Genomic DNA, 21,003 nt, shown 5'->3' on the forward strand with positions numbered 1-21,003 from the left:
TTCGGGGGCCGCTCGGCCCCCTTATTATTCTTTTTCAGCAGGATGCTGTAATGAAGGTCAATATTCACGTCGCTTTAATAGCCTCTTTCATTACCCTGATCCCTTCTCTTGCTCCTCGTGCTGCCACGCAGGTTCCGCCTGGTTTCGAATCGCTGGTCACCGGCCAGACGCTGTGGGTCAACCTTTCTGTTTACGGGCAATCGCTCGGCTTGTTTGAAGCTTCTGTTTCGCTGGATAGCGTCAGGTTCTTGAAACCGCATCAGGTTGCGCGGGCGGTGATGCAGCATTATCAAAAGGATCCGCAGCAGGAAAAGCGCTTAGACCATCTCATCAGTGAACCTTTGGCACGCAACGGTAATAAGGCATGCAGCAGCAACGGCGGCGCAGCGGGCTGTGACTATCTGGAGACCGATTCCCTCGCGCTGATCTATGACGAAAATAATGCCAAAGTGGCGCTGTTTCTCGGCCCGGAATTTGTGCCGCTTGCGGCTGACAACGCATCGCCCTATTACCAGCAGACCGCCGAAACGGAAGCGGCGTTTATTCATCAGCAGAATATTAACTTCGTCACCAACCGCGATGACCAGACGTTATCGCTGCAGGGGGCGGGCGCGCTAGGATTCACTGAAAACAGCTATGCCGGAATTGACTGGGACTATCTGGCGCAAAAATACCGGCAGCAAAGTCATCAGGAAGTGCGTTTTAACAACGTGTTTCTGCGCCGCGATCTCGGCAAACGCCATTATGTGCAGGCCGGACGCATGGATTCGCGCGATATCTTCAGCAACGCCGGCGGCAACATTACCTTAAGCCAACTGCCGCTCAGCACCATCGAAGGTGCGCGCGTCGGTTCGACGCTCGCCTGGATGAACCGCGCACAGGCGGCGCAAGGCACGCCGGTCACTGTCTTTATTACGCGCCCGTCGCGTATTGATGCTTATCGCGGGCAGCAACTGCTTGGCACCTTTTACCTGAATGCCGGCACGCAAAATCTTGATACCAGCGCCTTTCCCAATGGTAGCTACAGTGTGACGCTACGTATCTATGAAGATAATCAGTTGTCGCGTACCCAACAGGTTCCTTTTAGCCGCACCGGTAATGCCACCAGCCAGAACATTGAATGGTTTGTGCAAGGCGGCTCCATTCCCGATCGCGAGATGCAGGACAACGGCGCTGCATCGCAATCGGGTGCCGATCGCCGTGTGATGCAGGCGGGCATCAAAGTGCCTGTGATGCAAGACGCTGCGCTGACCGGCGGTGTCGCCGTGACCAACCGCAACCGCTTTATCGAAAGCGCACTCGACTGGAGCCACGGATTTGATAATCCGCTGCTCGACGGCATCCTCACCACCCGCTTTAGCTACCTGAAAGGCAGCGAAGGCTCACGCGGCAATATCCAGCAGGTCGCTTATAACGACGGATTTTCCCTCAGTTTCTACCGCAGCGCCCTGTATGCGCAGGATTGCTATAGCAACAACGGTGGGCAGTACGGTTTCAGCGGGTGTTACCAGAGCAGCAGCCTGATGTTCAGCGTGCCGGTAAAAAGCTGGTATCTGGATGCCGGTTATAGCGCCAGCAAGAACGAGGGCCGCAATGTGCTTCCGGTGCAGTGGGATGATAACGGCGTCGTGCCGCAGTGGGCGCGCCGCAACATCTACAGTAAAACGCAGACTACCACCTGGCAGGCTGGCCTGGGGCGCGGCTTCAGCGTCAACGGACTCAATATTAATACCAGCGCCAATCTCTTTACCCGCACCAGCAGCAGCGGAACTCAGCGCGACAACGGTGGCTTCCTCTCCGTCTCACTCTCGCGCGTCAGCACGCCAACCATCGATTCACGTTCGAGCTACAGTTCGCTCGGCATGACCTACCAAACCGATCGCAACAACAAGGATCAGGTTGGCTATAACGTGGCGCAAAACTGGTATTTCGATGCGCAGAATCAGCAGGAGATCGGCGTGAACCTTAACGGTAATCAGGAAAATACTTTGAATGCTTCCGTTTACGGCAAAACTGCGGGCGAATACGGCAGCGGCAGCCTGGCATTCAGCTCTGCGTCGTCCGGTTCATCCGCTCAGCGCTTCAGCAGCAGCGGCAGCTACAACTCCTCATTGGCGGTAGCGCGTTCCGGCCTCTATTGGGGCAAATGGGGCAACGGCCTGCCCGGGGCGGCGGTGGGCGTACATGTGGCAAGCAGCGATGAAAGCCGCGACACACGCGTGGATGTCTCCGTTGATGGCGCGGGCAGCGCCAGCCTGCACGGCACCGGCCGCACGTTATTCAGCGTACCGGCTTACACCCAGAGCGCGATCAGCATCAACGATTCCATCGAATCCACCGACGGCATGCGCAGTGAAATCACCCAGGGTGCCGGACGACGCACGCTGTTTATCGCGCCGGGCCGCATGCTGGTGAGCAAAGTGAATATTGTTTCGCGCTACACCTGGCTTGGCAGGCTGATGATCAACCAACAGCGTCCACTGGAAGGTGCCACGCCGCTGAATGTCGCCAGCTGGTCCGGTTTAGGCCAGGGCGGATTCAGCGCTGAGACCGATCACCGCATAAAAAATCTGTACATGGTGCGCGGCATGCAGATGTACCGCTGTGAAATGAAGGTGAAAAGCACCCATGACGTAGTGCGCTATGTCGGCGACAGCGACTGCAAACCCATCGAGCTGGCTTCAGTGCCGCAGGATGTGCAGCAACGGGCAAAAATGCTGATTGTCACCCGCCAGGCGGATGAGGTTCCGCTGGCACGCACCACGTCGTCTTCGCCGGAACAACAATAGGGATTTTAAATGAAAAGTAGAGTTATTAGCGCGTTGACGCTATTGGCCCTCATCGCGGGCATGCAGGTGCAGGCCGCCATGCTCACGCCTTCAGGGCGCAATACCAGCGTTGCCGTAACCTTTGACCGCATGTCAGTACCGGCGCAATTGCCGATCTGGACCAATGAAAATGGCGGTTATGATACCAATGACGCACCAAAATGGGGCCGCAATACGCTGGTTTGCCAGTCGCGCACCAGCAATCAATATGGTGCCTGCCTGACATTACCTGTCTGGCTGGAAGCGTCGCCGTCACCCTATCCCGTGCCGCTGTTGTTTACCGAAAGCAGCACCAAACAGACGTTGGTACTGAATGTCTATCTCACCAAAAGACGCTCGCTGAATAATGTGGTGGTGGCGACCAATCTGGTGCCGATGAATGCCTTTGGCGGGGCCGTCACGCCACGTGGCGATGGCACCGATTATTCTGCCTATCTTCCCTCTTCCGAGCTGAGTAAATTCCCATCGGCGGGCACCTGGAGCGCGACGCTGAAAATGTCGCTGATGCAGTGGCCAGTGACGTCCTGCACCGGGAATTCCCAAAACGTAAACGTGGGTTGTACCAATGTGACGAAAATGGGTGACTGGATCGCCAACATGACCTTTAAGGTGACAGATTACGGCAACCAGCAGATCTATCTGCCGGAGTTTGGCAATGCGGCCGCCACTGTGGATCTCGGTTTAAAAACCTTCCCCGGTGGGCGCGCCACTACCACCGTCAGCGGCAGCCGTTCGCTGGATATGTGCCTGTACGACGGCAATAATTCTGACAGCAACCGGGTTAGCCTGTTGTTTCAGGACGAAGGTGCAGCCGCGCCCGGCCGGGGAACAGGGTTGTTTTCGCTATATCGCACAGGCGCGGATAAAACTCTGGCGCAAAATCGCCTCGATTATGCGATTGAAGTAATCAACCCGCTGACCAAAGCGCGTCAGGTGGTTGAGAACGGCAGTGAGATTATCTGGAGTGGCACCAACAGAGGTGTGTTGCGACGGGTGGTGTTACCGGGACAGAGCAATTCAGTGCTGTGCGTTCCTGCGCCGATGCAGCTTGTTACACCCGCCTTCACGTTATCGTCAAAAACAGCGGGCCGTTATCAGGGGACGTTGAGAATTATTTATACCCCGACGACGCAATAATGGCGCGGACGGTGATGTTATAAAAACTGCAATTACCGAGCGCACACACTGTAGCGGCGCAATTTATTGCGCGATAAATCGCGCCGCTAAGGAATGTGCAATGATTTGATGCGATTATTATATTATCAGCATTAGGCAATCGATTGGTGGTTTAAAAGTTATTAGTAAAACGCTGGTAGAGATGCAGGCTGTTTTTCAGATTGAGTTTTTTAACGATTTTATTCTGATGGCTATAGAGCGTTTTTTTATTTATTCCGGTTATTTTCGCCACATCTTCAATCGATTCGTAAGTGAATAAGCATCGCAGAAAGTTAAACTCTTTCCTGGTTAAATGATTATTTAATCCGGGAGTCGTCATTAGCTGGTCGATTTTGTGTTGGCACAGCATCATTGCCAGCTTAGTACTAATGGTACCGGTTGAAGATTTTTTATCGATAAAACAATCGGCTGCGATGGCATGACTGCTGTAGTTAATCTTGTTTTTCACTGAATCCGAAAAGAAAATCAGCGTCGCGTTCAAGGTGATTTTCAGTCTGGTCAGATAATCTATCTGAGCCAGCGCCGTGCGGAAGTTTTCTGGCAGATCAAAAATAATGATCGGTGAAAGAGTGGCGGTTTTTTCCCTGTCAAGCATCAGCGTCTTCATTTCTCGAAGCGTATTACAGCAAGTGATACTTGAATGTTCCAGCAGCGCAATTAAACCCTGCTGGTGATAGCAAGACTGATCAAGATAAATGACATCCATGATTAATTTCCGATAAATATTCCTGATTCTGCGAATACTATCGGCTTCCTGGCGGAAATTAACTGTCCATTTTTGGTGCTAAATGACTCACGCGGTCGACAGGTCGATTTAAAAGTAGGCCGGGTACAAAGTGTTACCTCTGTGCCCGGTCTGATTTCACACTAAAGCTTAGGCGCGCGCGGCGATGATGCTTTCAGCCACGTTGCGGGGTGCTTCCGCATAGTGCGCAAACTCCATGCTGTAGGTGGCGCGGCCTTGCGACATCGATCGCAGCGTGGTGGCGTAGCCAAACATCTCGGACAGCGGCACTTCGGCGCGAATAATGCGCGCACCAAAGCGTTCATCCATGCCTTGCAGCGTACCGCGCCGCGCCGACAAATCGCCCATCACGCCACCGGCATACTCTTCCGGCGTTTCCACTTCCACCTGCATCAGCGGTTCGAGGATCACCGGATCGGCCAGTTTCGCGGCGGCTTTAAAGCCAAAGATCGCCGCCATACGGAATGCCATTTCCGATGAATCGACATCGTGGTACGAACCAAACGTCAGCGTGGCTTTGATGTCCACCACCGGATAACCAGCCAGCACGCCGCTGTTCAGCGCTTCACGAATCCCCTTCTCCACCGAAGGAATGAACTCGCGCGGCACCACGCCGCCTTTGGTGGCGTCTTCAAAGGCAAATCCGCCACCCGCCTGCTGCGGTTCCAGCGTCAGCACCACATGGCCGTACTGACCTTTACCGCCCGACTGGCGCACAAACTTGCCTTCCACCTCGCGCACCGTTTTGCGAATGGTTTCGCGATAGGTAACCTGCGGCCGACCGATGTTGGCTTCCACGCCAAACTCGCGCTTCATGCGATCCACGATAATCTCCAGATGCAGCTCGCCCATGCCGGAGATAATCGTCTGGCCCGATTCCTCATCGGTGTGCAGACGGAACGACGGATCTTCGGCCGCCAGCCGCTGCAGCGCCAGGCCCATTTTCTCCTGATCGCTCTTGGTTTTCGGCTCAATCGACAGCGAAATCACCGGATCAGGAAACTCCATGCGCTCAAGTGTGATCACCGCATGGGGATCGCACAGCGTTTCGCCGGTGGTGACCTCTTTCAAACCCACGCAGGCGGCGATATCGCCGGCACGAATCTCTTCGATCTCAATACGGTCATTGGCCTGCATCTGTACGATGCGACCGATACGCTCTTTGCGCCCTTTCACCGCGTTCCACACGCTGTCGCCTTTACGCAGCACGCCGGAATAGACGCGCACGAAAGTCAGCTGACCCACGTAGGGATCGCTCATCAGCTTGAACGCCAGCGCCGAGAACGGCTCGCTGTCATCCGCATGACGTTCATCGTGTTCGCCCTGCTCGTTGACGCCGCTCACCGCCGGTACGTCGAGCGGCGAAGGCATAAGCTCAATCACCGCGTCGAGCATGCGCTGCACGCCTTTGTTTTTGAACGCGCTGCCGCACAGCATCGGCTGGATTTCACCGAGCAAGGTGCGCTGACGCAATCCGGCAACCACCTCCTCTTCACTGAGATCGCCCTGCTCCAGATAACGATCCATCAGTGCTTCGCTGGCTTCTGCCGCCGCTGCCACCATGTTCTCGCGCCACTCAGCAGCGAGTGCCTGCAACTCATCAGGAATCGGCGCATAGCTAAAGCTCATGCCCTGGCTGGCGTCGTCCCAGTAAATAGCGCGCATTTTGTTAAGATCGACCACGCCGCTAAAGTGCTCTTCCGCGCCGATGGGAATGACAATCGGCACCGGATTGGCGTGCAGGCGATCTTTCATCATCTGCACCACGCGGAAGAAGTCCGCGCCCTGACGGTCCATTTTATTGACGAAGGCGATGCGCGGCACATGATATTTGTTGGCCTGGCGCCACACGGTTTCAGACTGCGGCTGCACGCCGCCAACCGCGTCATACACCATCACCGCGCCATCGAGTACGCGCATTGAGCGCTCAACTTCAATGGTGAAATCGACGTGTCCGGGCGTATCGATGATGTTGATACGGTGCGGCGTAAAGCTGCCGTCCATCCCTGGCCAGAAGCAGCTCACCGCCGCCGAGGTAATGGTGATCCCACGCTCCTGCTCCTGCGCCATCCAGTCAGTGGTTGCCGCGCCATCGTGCACTTCACCTAACTTGTGGCTCATTCCGGTGTAAAACAGGATGCGCTCGGTGGTGGTGGTTTTACCGGCATCGATGTGCGCGGAGATGCCGATGTTGCGATAACGTTCGATGGGGAGGGTTCGGGGCATGATGCGTCCTTAGTCATTCGACTCGTTCTGCGGCGCGCACCATTGCCCGCCGCTGCGCAACAGCCTAAACCTATTGTACGAGTAAATACGAACAGTTTGAGCCTTTTTTAAACATCGTTAAAAACTTGCAGGTGATTCAGCATTTACGGGCTGGAAAGCCGTCGCCGGTCACTTTAAGGTAAGACTTTCACTCTCAACGGGAAAATTGACCATGCGTATTCTGGTAGTCGGCGCCGGCGCCACCGGCGGCTATTTTGGTGCGCGTCTGGCGCAAGCAGGACGTGATGTGACTTTTCTGGTGCGCGAGCGCCGTTTTCAACAGTTGCAGCAAACCGGTCTGGTGCTGAAAACCCCCGGCGGCAGCGAAGTGATTCAGCCGCAGCTGGCGCAGGCCGGTTCGCTTGATGGCCATTACGATCTGATTATCTTGACGGTGAAAAGCTTCGCGCTGGATCAGGCGATGAGTGACATCGCGCCCGCCGTCGGTCCGGACACGCTGATCATGCCGATCCTCAACGGCATGCGCCATTTCGATACGCTGCGCGCGCGCTTTGGCGACAAGGTGATTGGCGGTTTGTGCAAAATCAACGCCACGCTGGGAGAAAATGGCGAAGTGATGCAGATGACACCGCTGCATATTCTCTATTACGGCGCGCTGGACGGTCACAACGATGCGCGTTTGCAGCGCGTGGATGAAGCGCTGCGTGCGGCGCAGTTTGATACGGTGTTTGCCGACAACATCATCAGCGAGCTGTGGGAAAAATGGTTGCTGCTCAGCACACTGGGTGCGGTGTGTTGTATCGCGCGTGGCAATACGCAACAGGTGCTGACGTCAAAAGGTGGCGAAGCGCTGCTGCAAGGCGTTTTTGGCGAAGTGTTGGCGGTGCTGAGTGCGGAAGGTTATCAGCAGCGTCCGGCGGTGACGGCGAAGATTTATGAGACGCTGAACAATCCTCAAGCGGCGATGACCTCGTCGATGTACCGCGATTTAACCCAGGGCTTTGAGATTGAGGCCGATCAGGTGATTGGCGATCTGCTGGTGCGCGGCGCACGCAGCGGCGTAGTGACGCCGTTGCTAAACGCGGTGTATGTCAATTTGCAGGTGTATGTGCAGAACCGATAACGTTGGTCGCCATTCATGGCGACCGAAACATCACAACCGTGACTGCACGCCGGGCAACTGCTTCAGGCGTTGCCAACCGGCTTCCACCGCTTCTGGCACCTCGACGTGGCCAAGAAAACCTTTTCCGCGCGGCCCGTAGCCGTTTTCATCGTCGCGCAGGCGCTGGATTTCACCCATCAGCAGCGACAGAAAACGCTCCATCGACCACAATCCTTGCGGCGGCGCGCCGATGATGCGCAGCATGCCCGCGTCCATCATCACCTGCGGCACAAATACCGGCCAGCTGATAAATTCCGGTGCATCCGCACGATCGCGCCATTGATAGCGGAAGGTTTCCCAGGTGCGACGCTGCATCAGCGGATCCTGCACCAGCAGCACGCGCTGCGGCTGCCAGCTGTGCTCATCCAGCAGCTTTTGGCTGAAGGCGGCGTTTTCCCCGCAGTTGCGTGATGCGGTTTCCAGCAGCAGCAAATCGTCCGGCAGCGCGGCAAATACGCGGGCGACATCGCCCAGCAACTCGGCTTCGCTTTTGCCTTTGCTGTCGATTTGGCGATACAGCGGATGTGCGGCAAGCATCTCCACCAGCAGCGAGGTTGAGTGACCGGTGCCGCCGCTGATCAATAACGGCAGCTGATACTTTTTCGCCACGGCAATCACCGCTTCCACGTTCGGCAGGACCGCGTGACCAGCGAGAATGGCTAAATCGATGTCGAGCGTGCCATCTTGTGGCATCTGATCCAGCGCCAGCCAGGCCGCCAGGGTGTTGATATCCTGAATCTGATGGTTATTGAGCTGCATCCGGTTCTCCTCTTTTTACCTTTGGCAGTGTAGCGGCTTAAGTGCGTGTCGGCAGGGAAAAATTTGCTACACTCGCAGCTCAATCTTCAGGAGAGATTCATGACTGCGCGCTCCGTAACCCTCGACGATGTTGCTCATCTGGCTGGGGTTTCTTATCAAACCGTTTCCCGCGTCCTCAACCATTCCGAGCAGGTTTCGCCGCGCACCCGCGCCAAAGTAGAAGCCGCGATGCAGCAGCTCAACTATGTGCCGAATCGCGTGGCGCAGCAGCTGGCGGGCAAAAACACCCGCACGCTGGGTCTCGCCACCAGCGATTTAGCCTTGATGGCGCCCGCGCAGATCGCTTCGGCGATTCAGCAACGGGCGGCGGCGCAGGGTTATCATCTGGTGATCGCCATGGCGAATCCCGATAATGCGCCGCAGGATACAGTGAATGAACTGCTGGCGCAGCGCGTGGATGCGCTACTCATTAACCTGCCGCTCGATGCGGCGCAGGCTGCGCAGATTCAGCAACAGTGCGACAACAAGCCGGTGCTGTTTCTCGATGTGGAGCGCAGTGCTGAAGTGGCGCAATGCCAGTATCAGAGCGAATCCGGTGCGCAGCAGGCGGTTGATCATCTGGTGGCGCTCGGCCATCGCCAGATTGGCGTGTTAAATGGACCGGAAAGTTCTGCCTCGGCGCGCGCGCGTTATGCCGCGTGGCAACAGGCGCTGGCGGCGCACCAGCTCAAGCCATTCTGCGTGCTGAGCGGTGACTGGAGCGCGGCATCGGGTTATCAGGCGCTGCAGGCGCAGTTGCCCAACACTCTGCCGCAAGCGCTGCTGGTGGCTAACGATCAAATGGCGCTCGGCGCGATGCGCGCGCTGCATCAGCACGGCGTGAAGATCCCGGCGGAGATTTCGCTGATTGGCTACGACGATACCGCGGAAAGCGCGTGGTATCAGCCGCCATTAACCACCGTGCGTCAGGATTTGCAGCAGTTGGGCGCGGTAAGCGTTGATCGCTTGCTGGCGCAGCTGGAAGGCGGCGATGTGGCAGAGAAGACGCTGGAAACCGAGTTAGTGTTGCGGGAAACCACGGCGACGCCGCAGCAAGATGAGGTGGATGTGGCGGAGATTGCGCAGCAGTTGCAGGTGTTGGCGCGCAAGTTAAAGCGCACCTCATAAATAGGTTTAGGTGCGCAAATTTGCGCACCTGGTCGTAATTACCCGAGTGCGAGTTTTACGGCGTCTTCTGCGTGGATCAAGGTGGTATCGAACAGCGGCACGCTGGCATCTTCCGCTTTTACCAGTAAGGTGATTTCGGTGCAGCCGAGAATGATCGCTTCTGCGCCCTGCTCCACCAGCTCAGCAATAATCTTGCGGTATTGCGCACGAGATTCATCGCGGATCACGCCAAGACAGAGTTCCTGATAAATGATGTCGTGCACCACTTTACGACCGGCTGCATCGGGAACCAAAACGTCGATCTCCGACTGATTAAGTCGGCCTTTGTAGAATTCCTGTTCCATGGTGAACGCCGTTGCTAGCAAGCCGACTTTTTTTACGCCCGCCTGACGAATGCGTTGTGCGGTGGCATCGGCGATATGCAGCAGCGGAATGCGGACCGCATCAGTGATCTGCTGCGCGACTTTGTGCATGGTATTGGTACAGAGCACAATAAAATCCGCGCCGCCCTTTTCCAGACTGAGCGCCGCTTCTGCCAGGATCTCGCCGGCTTTTTGCCACTCGCCTGCCACCTGTAGCTTTTCGATTTCATGGAAATCGACGCTGTACATCAGGCTGCGCGCGGAGTGCAAACCCCCCAGCTGCTGCTTCACCTGCTCATTGATAATTCGGTAATAGAGCGCGGTGGATTCCCAGCTCATTCCGCCAATCAAACCGATCATTTTCATCTGCTTAACTCCGTTTTAAACATGCTGCTCAGCACTGTAATGGTTTTCCGGCCAGCGCGCTGCAGGAAACAACGATAAGCGAATATTGAACAGGTGGAACATCGGCGCAAACAGCGTGTTCTCCTGCAACGCTGCCGCTTCCAGCCGCAGCAACAACGTATTCAATTCCGCTAACAATTCCGGCTGCGGCGTGGTTTGCAGCGATTTTAACCGACGCTTGAGGAACTGACTCAGCTCATGGAACATCGCCGCGCTTTCGATGTGATGCGCCAGCAGCAGCTCACGATGACGCGTGTAATAGTCGTAGCAGTTTGCGCCCAGCCAGGCTTCGGCAATCAGATTGCCGCCGGAGACCAACTCCGGCACCGGATCAACACGCTTACGCGGCAGAATAATGTTGACCTTATCCAGCGTGCGCGAGACAAACTGCTGACGCGCGGTCAGCGTGACGCTGTTGAGCCGCACCGTGGCGATAAACTGCAGCAGCTCGCGGATACCTTTGCGCACCGCGCGTTTGGCGGTCCACGACGGGCGCTTGTTGCGGATCAGCGCCGTGATCACCACCGCGAAGGTAATGCCCACCAGCGTCGAAAGAATAGCGTTCACTATAAGCTGTAGATCGGGCTTGAAGTTGTGGCTCATGCCAATCAGCCCGGGAATCTGCGTGGCGACAATCAGACCAATCAGGTTGGTTGACGGATTGGCGATAACCAATCCCAGCGCCAGCAAGCCCGGCGCAAGGCAAATCACCAGCGCTTCGAAGGTCACCGCCTGCGGAATCAGCAAGGTGATATACAGCAGGCTGATCACCACAGAGATCAGCACCCCTTTCAGGAACAGTTTCATCGGCGCAATCGGGCTGTCCATGCCGGCAAAGAAGGAACACAGCACCGCCGCCATCATCGGTGCGGTGGCACCATCCACCCAGCCGCTGCCGATCCAAAATAGGCAGGTAACGAAGGTGGCAATAAACGCGGTAAACGATGACAGCAGCAACAAACCCTGATCGACGTGTTTGTGCGCGCGCGCCATTTTTCCGGCTTTAACCGCGGGCGTCCATTCACTGACGCGCTCGCTTACGCTTTGGTAGGCATCAACGATGCGCACAAAATTGAGTAAGCGCTCCAGCAATCCGCTCAGCAAAATGCTCTCTTCGCTGTTGAGCCTGCCCTGTTGCCACGCCCTTTTCAGCTGATCTTGCGCGTGGCTGAGCTGGTCGCGCACCGGCAGCTGATCTTCACCATTTAGCCACAGCAAAAATTGCTGAAACACCTCGGCGATAAAGTCGGGGAAACGGATTTGCTGCTGCGCCAGCAAATTGAGGCGCGATTCGATTGCCGTCAGCGTGGGGATGAAATAGGAGAGATGCTGATACTGCACGCTGACTAAGCGCACCAGACGCCGCGCGGCATCGCCTTCATACACGCAGTGCGTGATGAGCGTTTCGACGTTAAGCGGATAGTTGGCCATCTGAATCAGGATATCTTCGCGCTCCACCGACTTCTCAGCGGGCATCGCCGTGACCAGTTCGCTGCACAGCTTGCGCGCGTTCTGATACCACAGGTTCACGCTCTGCTCTAACAGATTGCGCATCGAGACCGGCCACAGCAGGCGATGCACCAGGCTGCTGCAGACGATAGCGACAGTGATCTCCTCAACACGCGAGATCACCGTGTAGGTGATGGCCGATGGCGACACCACATCGGGAAAACCCATGATCGCAGCGCTGTAGCCCGCCAGCATAAACACATAGCTCTTCGGCGTGCGGTCGTGCAGCGAAAGATAGAGACAAACCGCCACCCAAAGGGAGATGCACAGGCTGAACAGCAGCGGATCCTGCACCGTGGCGGGGTAGATCAGTAGCGTAAACAAGCCGCCCAGCAGGGTGCCGAAGAAACGGAAAACCGATTTTGATACCGTTGATCCCGAATAGAGCTGCGAGGCAACGTACACTGTAGTCAGTGACCAGGCCGGTTTATCGAGATTGAGTTCCAGAGCAATGTAAAAAGCCAGAAAGGCAGCAAGACAGGTTTTGGCAGAAAACAGCATTGCGCTTCGTGAAAACCACTTCATAGAACGGGTAAAACCTTATGCAGGCAGCGGAATGGCTTATCCTGACAGAAGCTTTTGGCAATGGCATTTTGATTTGTTATACAAATTATTACCGTGCTAATTATATGGGCATCTATGGAAATGACGGACGCGTTTGCTGATTACAGTGAATGATCCAGATCACATAGATAATAGTTATAAGCGATCGAAATTAGTTATTTATTGGTTATATAAGGGCTTTGCTAAGGTGGCAAAAAAACCACGTGAGAATCATCATGAAAGCAAAACTTCCTGTCCTGAGCGCTTTAGCTCTCAGCGTTAGCCTGCTCTCCACGCACGCTTTTGCCGCTAACCCAGAAACCGTAACCATCGGCTATCAAAAAGCCAACATCTTTGCCCTGCTGAAATATCGCGGCACGCTGGATGAAACCTTTAAGAAGGAAGGCATCGCTATCCGCTGGGTGGAGTTCCCGGCGGGCCCGCAGATGCTGGAAGGCTTAAACGTTGGCAGCATTGATTTGGCGGCAACCGGCGATGCGCCGCCTGCCTTCGCCCAGGCAGCGAAAGCCGATTTGATCTATCTTGGGCATTCACCGGCTAACCCAAAAACCGAAGCCATCGTGGTGCCAAAAGATTCTGCCATTAAAAGCGTAGCGGATTTGAAAGGTAAACGTGTCGGTCTGAACAAAGGCTCTGACGTTAACTATCTGCTGGTAAAAGCGCTGGAAGATGCGGGGCTTAACTACAAAGATGTGACGCCGGTGTATCTGCCGCCCGCCGATGCACGCGCGGCTTTCCAGAAAGGCGCGATTGATGCATGGGTGATTTGGGATCCATACCTTGCCGAAGTGGAAGCCAATGCCGGTGCGCGTGAAATCCGCAATGCGGAAGGATTAGTGCCACATTACACCTTCTATCTCGCCAGCCGTCCGTTCGCGGAAGGTCATCCTGATACTGCGAAACAGGTTGTCGATGAGTTGAGCAAACTCAGCGATTGGGCCAACAAGAACCCGGATGACGCGGCAGCGATTCTGTCGAAATCAACCGGCCTGGATAAATCCATCTGGCAAACCACCATTAAACGCCTGCCTTACGGCGCGTCACGCATGTCGCCGCAGGTGTTTGATGAGCAGCAGGCGTTAGCGGATACCTTTACGCGCGTGGGACTGTTGCCGGTGAAAGTGGATGTGCGCAGCGCGACCTGGTCGCTGGATAAGAAGTAAGTCATTACCAACAACCAGGTCGTCATGAATAGCGACCTTACATGCCCGGTGCGCATTTATGCGCACCGGGTTTTATCAGCCCTCTCCGCTGCCAATCTGCCACACACTGGTGGGTGCGGTGCCATTCACTTTCCAGTCGCCGATATCACGCGCTTTGTACACCACCGGATTATGTGACGACAGGGTGCGCGCGTTGCGCCAGTGACGATCCAGCGCTTTGCTGACGCGCGTATCCGATGCGCCCAGTGCGTTAAACAGCTCGGTGGCGGCGCGTGTCACCAGCTCGCTGGCAATCACCTGCGCCTGCCCCGCTTCGGCTTCGGCCAGCACATTCGCGGCGGCAATTTGCGCTTCATCGTTGCTGACGTGGGCAACATATGCTGATTGCAGTGAATGTGTCGCGCGGATCACCGTGGCTTCCACCGCAAACGCCAGGCTGGTGATTTGCCCGATCACCTGCAGAATCTGCGCATCCCGACGCGCAACACCGCCGTTGCCGTGACTGTAAACCCGATTTCGCGCCGCCACCGCCTGCGCACCATCGCGCGCCACCGCACGACCGATTCCCGCCAGCGTGGCCAGCAAGACATGCTGATAGAAGGCGGTTTGATAACGGAAGCGGGTGGCGAAATCGTAGACGTGTTCCTGCTCGACATGGGCGTTAGCGAAACGCGTGGTGCCGCTGCCGGTTAAGCGCTGGCCAAAGCCGTCCCAGTCGTCCTCACGCGTCACCCCAGGTTGGTGAGTGTTCACCAGAGCGATAACGTCGCCCTGATTGTCATTGCGGCGCGCATAGACATCAATCCAGTCGGCGAACAGCGTGCCGGTGCTGTAAAACTTCTCGCCGCTCAGCGTCCAGCCGCTTTCGCCTGGCGTGACGCGCGTGATGACATCGCCGAGTTTTACCGTGCCAATTTCCGTCCAGCCGCTGCCCACCAGCTCGCCATCAATAAAACGGCCAAACCAGCGATCGCGTTCCGCGCTATCCGGCTGATTCAATCGATCTTCGACAAAAGCGAAATGCGCGCGCAGCGCCTGCGGCAGATTCGAGTCGGCTTCTGCCAGCTCGGTTAACAGCTGGAACAGCTGCGGCAGCGATGCGCCCCAACCGCCCTTCTCTTGCGGAATACGCACCGTGCCAAATCCCGCCTCTTTCAGCCAGCTAATCGGTTGATGCGGCAAAGTACGTTCCCGCTCGCGTGCTACCGTTCCTTCAGCGATGCGCGCGAAAATCGGCCGGAAGTGCGCCGCCAGCGCCTCATAATCGGTGCCTGTTGCCAGTAAACTCATGGTGACTCCTGAGGTGAAAGATCGTCGATGTCATGCAGCGTGGGCTCGTGGCGCACCGCCAGCAGGAAGAAGATTGGGATGATCGCTGCCAGCGATACCACCCAAAACATATTGGTGCCGAGCGCGGCCTGCAGAATCGGCAGAATGAACAGCGCTAACGCGCTACCGATGCCGGAAAGTGCGCGGCTAAAGCCCACGCCGGTGGCGCGAATTGAGGTTGGATAGGAAAGCGCTGGATAGACCATCAGCTGCGCGCCCGGCCCGAAGCCTTCGGCAAACAGCCACAAGCCGAGCATCAATACCGCAAAGACGATTCCGGCGATGGCTTGCGGATGACCAATTAACGCCAGCGCGATCAGCGCAAAGAATTGCAGGGCAAAGCCAGCAATCGCGACGTGGCGCGACGGATATTTCCACGCCAGACGCATGCCAAGCAGGCCGCCGGTAAAGGCGAACAGCGCGTTGAGTCCCAGCGATGCCGAGATGGTTTCAAACACGCCCGCGCCGAGGAACTGCGCCAGAATCGACGGCAGGAAGAAAGCAATGGCGGTGTATTCAAACGAGATACAGATGTTCATCACGCCCGCGACGATGGTGCGTTCGCGCCACGGCTTCTCAAACAGCACGCGGAAACTCACTTTAGGGGCCGCAGCAGCCGGTGGCGCTTCGTGTTCCGCTTCGTGCGCGTGAATGCCGTAGGAATCACGCAGAATGCGCACCGCGGATTTCAGATCGCCCTGATTCGCCGCCCACAGTGGCGATTCGTTCATGAATTTGCTGCGCACCGCGATGATTAGCAGCGCCGGCACCGCACCGAACAGCAGCGACGCGCGCCACAGCCAGTCAAGATGCTCTTTCGGCAGCAGGAAGTAGAGCGCGAAGATCAGCAGGAAGCACAGCGTTGAGGCGGCGTACCACATCGGGCACCAGGCTGCGAGTCGGGATGCCTTGTTGCCTTTACCAGCGAATTTGGAGAACTCCGCCAGATATGACATCGCCACCGGCAAATCGATGCCGACGCCCACGCCCATCAGGAAGCGCGCGCCAATCAGCACCCACACGTTCGGCGCTAACCCCGCCGCAATCGCTGAAACCACAAAGACACAGCATGTCGGCCATGAACACCGAATAGCGGCCATATTTATCCGTCAGCCACCCGCCCACCAGATTGCCGACGATGGTACCAACCATAATTGAGGAAGTGACTAAGCCGGTGAGCAGCGGCGAGAGCTGAAACTCGCGCACCACATCATCGATGCCGTACGACAGCGTGGTGAGATCGTAGGCGTCGAGGAACACGCCGCCGAGCGCGAGGAACACAATCATGCGCGCGTAGTTGTCATTTTTGGTGCGAGTGTTTATCAGCCTTGCCACATCACTGACCGAACGTACCGGTTCGGAAACCGGAATGGTGTTTTCTAAAGGAAGAGAACTCATAACGCCTCACGTTGTTGTTTTGTAGTGCAGGTGAGGTTGTTATAAGCGTTTTTCTGGCTGCGCCAAAACAACAATTCTTGATATAAATTTACATTAAAATCAATTAGATAAATAGTTTTTAGCCAACACAAAAACCCGGACACGCCTGACGCGTCCGGGTGTTCAAACAACAACCATTTATTCGGCTGAGACCGGCACCAACACGCCTTTTACCAGCGGATCGTCGGTGGTCTTCAACCACTGCTGGACGCGCGGATCGGAGAAGGCTTTTTTCAGCTTCTCAATGTTTTCCTGGTCCAGATAAGGCGTGCCAATCACCAGCTGTGAGGCGAAAGTGCGCGGCGCAGGCGGGAAGAGAATGCCTTTTTCGCGCGGCACTTTACCGGCATCAAATTGCGAAACGTAACCAATCGCCGCATCCACCGAGTTGAGCGCACGCGGCATGGTCAGCAAATCGAGCTCTTTAAACACGAAACCGTGCGGATTGCCGACAATGTTCTTCAGTTTGGCCGTGCGCGGCTCGACGTTGGGATCGAGCGTGATTAAACCCTGACGCGCCAGCAACCATAATGCCTGGCCCTGATTGGCGCCATCATCCGGCACCACGATGGTCGCGCCCTGCGGCAGATCCGCTACCGATGTGTAGCGATCGGAGTAGATGCCAAACGCCCACTGGAACAGCGGCAGCGTTGAGGTGAGCGCAAAACCGTTGGCATCCACCACTTGCTTTAGCCACCACTGATGCTGATACACGGTGGCGGCATACTGCCCTTCCGCTACCGCGCGATCGGCTTGCACCGGATCCTGCACGCCAACCGCCTCCAGCTTCAGGCCGTAATCGGGCGCGATGTGCTCGCCAACGTATTCAATCAGCTTCTGCTCGCCCGCCATCGCCGGTTCAAAATGCACCTTCAGCGTGGTGCCAAAGACCACCGCCTGCGCCTGTTGGCTGCGCCAGAACCAGCCGCCTGCTGCAAGTAAAACGACCACTATAATCAGTAGCAGCCACGGCCAGCGGCGGGTTTTACGCAGCTCGAAATCTTGTGTTGTCATAACGATGTCCCCTGAGGATGGCGTAATGCGGTGACCAAACGGTCGCCGAGAAATTGAATGGTTTGAATTAAGGCGATCAGCACCACGATGGTGGCGATCATGATGTGATTATCGAAGCGCTGATAACCGTACACCACCGCCAGATAGCCGATACCGCCCGCGCCGATGGTGCCGGCAATGGCGGAGTACTCAATCATTGAGATCAGGTTGAGCGTCACTGCCGCCACAATCGCCGGCAGCGCTTCGCTAAGTTGTGCCGAGCGGATGATCTGCCAGCGCGAACCGCCGCACACCAAGCCCACCGCCGTGACTTCACCGGGCAGCTCACGCAGCGCGTTGTCCACCAAACGGCCAAAGAACGGAATACCCGCGGCGATCATCGGCACAACGGCGGCAGGAATGCCGATGGTGGTGCCGGTTAGCCAGAAGGTGAACGGAATGATGGCCGCCATCAGCACCAGAAACGGCAGCGAACGCCCCATGTTGACAATCCAACTCAGCACCCGATTGATACCGCGATGGGGAAACAGGCCGCGCACCGAGGTGTTGAACAGCACCACGCCGACGATGCCGCCGAAGGTGACCACGAACAGCATCACGATCGCCACCATCAACGCGGTTTCGCCCAGAGCGGGCAGCATCAGCGCCGGGATGTCTGGCCACGGCGTATCCTGACTCATCACTGATACGCTCATACCGCCTCCCGCAATGGCAACACGCTGCCCGAAACGCTGGCAACTAAGCCCAGCTGTTCCAGCTGCGACAGTAAACGCGCCAGCGGCACGCGTTCCTGCTGATAGTGAATGCCCACCTTGAGGCGGCCAGCTTGCAGACCATTCACCTGCTCGACGTGCGCGCCGAGCAGATCAATACGCAAACCAAACTGCTGGCTGAGGCGCGAAATCCAGTCGCTGGCGACTGGCACATCGGTGCGATAACTGAGCTGCAACACCAGTTCGGCATCGCCCGCCTGCGCCGCCAGCGGGAACAGGCGCTGTCCCAATAGCGAATCGGGTTGCGCCAGCAGCTCTTTCACCACGCCGTACTGCACGATTTGGCCGTCGCGAATATCCGCTACCGCATCTGCCGCCTGACGCACCGCGTCCATTTCATGGGTGATCAGCACAATCGCCAGCTTGTAGTCATCACGCAGTTTTTTCAGCAGGTCGAGCACGGTGACGGTGGCTTCGGGATCGAGCCCTGACGTCGCTTCATCTGCCAGCAACACCGACGGGCGCAATGCCAGCGCACGCGCGATGCCAATACGCTGCCGCTGACCACCGGAAAGCTGGCCAGGATAGGCTTTGGCTTTGTGGCTGAGGCCGACGCTATCGAGCAGTTCGCCCACGCGCGCGGCGATATCGCGATCCACTACGCCAAGATAGTGCAGCGGCAAGGCGATATTCTCCCACGCGGTTTTGCGTTGCAGCAGCGCGGAAGACTGGAACACGGTACCAATTGAGCGACGCGCCTGACGCAGCGCTTCGCCATCCAGACGAGAAAGATCGTTGCCGTTAACGCGGATGCTGCCGGCGCTCGGTTGCTCTAGCAGGCTAATGCACTTCGCCAGCGTCGATTTACCCGCGCCGCTCGGCCCAACTACCGCGGTGATGTTGGCTTGCGGTACTTGCAGGCTGATGGATTTCAGCACCTCGGTGATGCGGCCGTCGGGCGCGCGATAGTGTTTGCTGAGCTGATCTATTTCGATCATAAGACCTCCTGCGGCGTGGAGGATTTAACGCGATAGCCCGCGCCCGGATGCGGTGCTTGCAGCTGCGGGCCGGCGGAGAATAACTTCTCGCGCAACGTGCCCTGCGCGTACTCTTTTTTGTAGACGCCGCGCTTTTGCAGCTCCGGGATCAGCAGCTCCACCACATCTTCAAAGGTTTCATGGGTCAGTGCGTAAGCGAAGTTGAAGCCATCTACGTCGGTCTCTTCAACCCAGCTTTGCAACTCATCCGCGACGGTTTCCGCGCTGCCGACAATCAGCGGACCAAAACCGCCGATGCCAACCCAATCCGCCAGTGCTTTTACCGTCCACTGACGATCGGGATCAGCGGTGGAGAAAGTTTCGACCGCCGATTGAATGGCATTGGTGTGGATATATTTCAGCACCTGATCCGGCTGATACTGGCCGAAGTCGATACCGGTCCAGCCTGATACCAGCGCCAGCGCGCCTTCGTAGCTGACCCAAGTGGTGTACTCTTTCCATTTCGCCTGCGCCGCCAGATCGGTTTCGCCAACAATCACGGTTTGCAGATTGAAGATTTTGATGCTGTAAGGATCGCGCCCCGCTTCCACCGCGCGGCGGCGAATATCGGCGACGGTTTTCTTCAGCAGCACTTTTGACGGCGCGGCAACAAATACGCATTCGGCATGTTCTGCGGCAAACTGTTTGCCACGACTCGATGCGCCCGCCTGATACAGCACCGGCGTGCGCTGCGGTGACGGTTCGCACAGGTGAATGCCCGGCACGTTGAAGAAGGTGCCCTGATGATTGATGGGATGGATTTTACGCGGGTCGCTGAAGATACGGCGTTCGCGGTCACGCAATACTGCATCCTGCTCCCAGCTGCCTTCCAGCAGCTTGTACACCACTTGCAGATACTCGTCGGCGTAATCGTAGCGGCTATCGTGATCGATCTGGGTTTTGTGCCCAATGTTGCGCGCCCCGCTCTCCAGATACGAGGTGACGATGTTCCAGCCGATGCGGCCTTTGGTCAGGTGATCGAGCGTGGATAAGCGGCGCGCAAACGGATAGGGATGCTCAAACGACAGCGACGCCGTAAGACCAAAGCCGAGGTGTTCGGTCACCAGCGCCATTGGCGTAATCAGCGCTAACGGATCGTTGACCGGCACCTGCGTCGCCTGGCGGATCGCCGCATCGCCGTTGCCGTTGAGTACATCGTAAACGCCGAGCACGTCGGCGATAAACAGGCCGTCAAATTTGCCGCGCTCCAGCAGGCGCGCCAAATCGACCCAATACTCCAGGTCTTTGTATTGCCAGGAACGGTCACGCGGATGTGCCCACAGGCCCGGCGACTGGTGTCCGACACAGTTCATATCAAATGCGTTCAAGCGAATTTCACGTTGCGATGGCATAGCAATCTCCATAGCGAGGCCGTGATCGTGTTACGACCCGGCGTTCGTCAGTTAA

Annotated in this window: 15 protein-coding genes and 1 pseudogene; 5 read left to right on the top strand and 11 right to left on the bottom strand. The window is 56.8% G+C overall.

Features of this window, described 5'->3' with window-relative positions; genetic code table 11:
- The first annotated feature begins 50 nt into the window (after window positions 1–50).
- A complete protein-coding gene (locus Q3H59_RS21510) occupies window positions 51–2,789 on the top strand; it encodes a TcfC E-set like domain-containing protein (protein WP_309837151.1) in 2,739 nt (912 codons plus the stop codon).
- 9 nt (window positions 2,790–2,798) lie between these two features.
- The gene (locus Q3H59_RS21515; RefSeq protein ID WP_277975166.1) at window positions 2,799–3,965 is read left to right on the top strand and encodes a CfaE/CblD family pilus tip adhesin; all 1,167 of its coding nucleotides are present in this window, start codon (window positions 2,799–2,801) and stop codon (window positions 3,963–3,965) included.
- Window positions 3,966–4,116: 151 nt separating this feature from the next.
- Here Q3H59_RS21515 and Q3H59_RS21520 read toward each other — a convergent pair whose 3' ends face one another.
- Together Q3H59_RS21520 and fusA are read right to left on the bottom strand one after the other, a co-directional pair.
- Window positions 4,117–4,710, bottom strand: a complete 594-nt coding sequence (locus Q3H59_RS21520; RefSeq protein ID WP_210080120.1) for a LuxR C-terminal-related transcriptional regulator — start codon at window positions 4,708–4,710, stop codon at window positions 4,117–4,119.
- Between the two features lie 168 nt (window positions 4,711–4,878).
- Window positions 4,879–6,975 carry an elongation factor G gene (fusA, locus tag Q3H59_RS21525; protein ID WP_277975165.1) on the bottom strand — a complete coding sequence of 699 codons (2,097 nt, stop codon included), beginning with the start codon at window positions 6,973–6,975 and terminating at the stop codon, window positions 4,879–4,881.
- Between the two features lie 211 nt (window positions 6,976–7,186).
- Here fusA and Q3H59_RS21530 point away from each other — a divergent pair, with 211 nt between their 5' ends.
- Complete coding sequence (locus Q3H59_RS21530; protein ID WP_192414667.1) at window positions 7,187–8,098, top strand: ketopantoate reductase family protein; 912 nt, start codon at window positions 7,187–7,189, stop codon at window positions 8,096–8,098.
- A gap of 30 nt (window positions 8,099–8,128) precedes the next feature.
- Here the strand turns inward: Q3H59_RS21530 and Q3H59_RS21535 are convergent, their stop codons facing one another.
- Entirely contained in the window at window positions 8,129–8,896 is a 768-nt protein-coding gene (locus Q3H59_RS21535; protein WP_137387139.1) for a YdcF family protein, read from the bottom strand.
- Window positions 8,897–8,995: 99 nt separating this feature from the next.
- Here Q3H59_RS21535 and Q3H59_RS21540 point away from each other — a divergent pair, with 99 nt between their 5' ends.
- Window positions 8,996–10,063: a LacI family DNA-binding transcriptional regulator gene (locus tag Q3H59_RS21540; RefSeq protein ID WP_277975164.1), complete on the top strand. Its 1,068-nt coding sequence runs from the start codon at window positions 8,996–8,998 to the stop codon at window positions 10,061–10,063.
- A 38-nt stretch (window positions 10,064–10,101) separates the two neighbouring features.
- Here the strand turns inward: Q3H59_RS21540 and Q3H59_RS21545 are convergent, their stop codons facing one another.
- Both Q3H59_RS21545 and Q3H59_RS21550 read right to left on the bottom strand, forming a co-directional pair.
- Entirely contained in the window at window positions 10,102–10,791 is a 690-nt protein-coding gene (locus tag Q3H59_RS21545; protein ID WP_192414671.1) for an aspartate/glutamate racemase family protein, read from the bottom strand.
- Window positions 10,792–10,806: 15 nt separating this feature from the next.
- Window positions 10,807–12,864 carry an FUSC family protein gene (locus Q3H59_RS21550; RefSeq protein WP_309837159.1) on the bottom strand — a complete coding sequence of 686 codons (2,058 nt, stop codon included), beginning with the start codon at window positions 12,862–12,864 and terminating at the stop codon, window positions 10,807–10,809.
- A 254-nt stretch (window positions 12,865–13,118) separates the two neighbouring features.
- On the opposite strand from Q3H59_RS21550, the gene Q3H59_RS21555 reads away from it, so the two are divergent.
- A complete protein-coding gene (locus Q3H59_RS21555; RefSeq protein WP_309837160.1) occupies window positions 13,119–14,066 on the top strand; it encodes a sulfonate ABC transporter substrate-binding protein in 948 nt (315 codons plus the stop codon).
- A gap of 75 nt (window positions 14,067–14,141) precedes the next feature.
- On the opposite strand, the gene Q3H59_RS21560 is transcribed toward Q3H59_RS21555, so the two are convergent.
- From Q3H59_RS21560 to Q3H59_RS21585, 6 genes and pseudogenes are all read right to left on the bottom strand, one after another.
- Entirely contained in the window at window positions 14,142–15,356 is a 1,215-nt protein-coding gene (locus Q3H59_RS21560; protein WP_309837163.1) for an acyl-CoA dehydrogenase family protein, read from the bottom strand.
- Window positions 15,353–16,793: pseudogene (locus Q3H59_RS21565) on the bottom strand (MFS transporter). Before Q3H59_RS21565 ends, Q3H59_RS21560 begins: the two are co-directional and overlap by 4 nt.
- 177 nt (window positions 16,794–16,970) lie before the next feature.
- Complete coding sequence (locus tag Q3H59_RS21570; RefSeq protein ID WP_192414680.1) at window positions 16,971–17,846, bottom strand: MetQ/NlpA family ABC transporter substrate-binding protein; 876 nt, start codon at window positions 17,844–17,846, stop codon at window positions 16,971–16,973.
- Window positions 17,843–18,541, bottom strand: coding sequence for a methionine ABC transporter permease (locus Q3H59_RS21575; RefSeq protein ID WP_110867052.1), 699 nt, complete (start codon window positions 18,539–18,541; stop codon window positions 17,843–17,845). Before Q3H59_RS21575 ends, Q3H59_RS21570 begins: the two co-directional genes overlap by 4 nt.
- Window positions 18,538–19,557, bottom strand: coding sequence for a methionine ABC transporter ATP-binding protein (locus tag Q3H59_RS21580; protein ID WP_309837166.1), 1,020 nt, complete (start codon window positions 19,555–19,557; stop codon window positions 18,538–18,540). The genes Q3H59_RS21575 and Q3H59_RS21580 overlap by 4 nt, the downstream gene beginning before the upstream one ends.
- Window positions 19,554–20,948: an LLM class flavin-dependent oxidoreductase gene (locus Q3H59_RS21585; RefSeq protein WP_280172929.1), complete on the bottom strand. Its 1,395-nt coding sequence runs from the start codon at window positions 20,946–20,948 to the stop codon at window positions 19,554–19,556. Before Q3H59_RS21585 ends, Q3H59_RS21580 begins: the two co-directional genes overlap by 4 nt.
- Window positions 20,949–21,003 lie beyond the last annotated feature (55 nt).

Origin of the sequence: Pantoea sp. SORGH_AS_0659 (assembly GCF_031453915.1) — a bacterium.
Lineage (GTDB): Bacteria > Pseudomonadota > Gammaproteobacteria > Enterobacterales > Enterobacteriaceae > Pantoea > Pantoea leporis.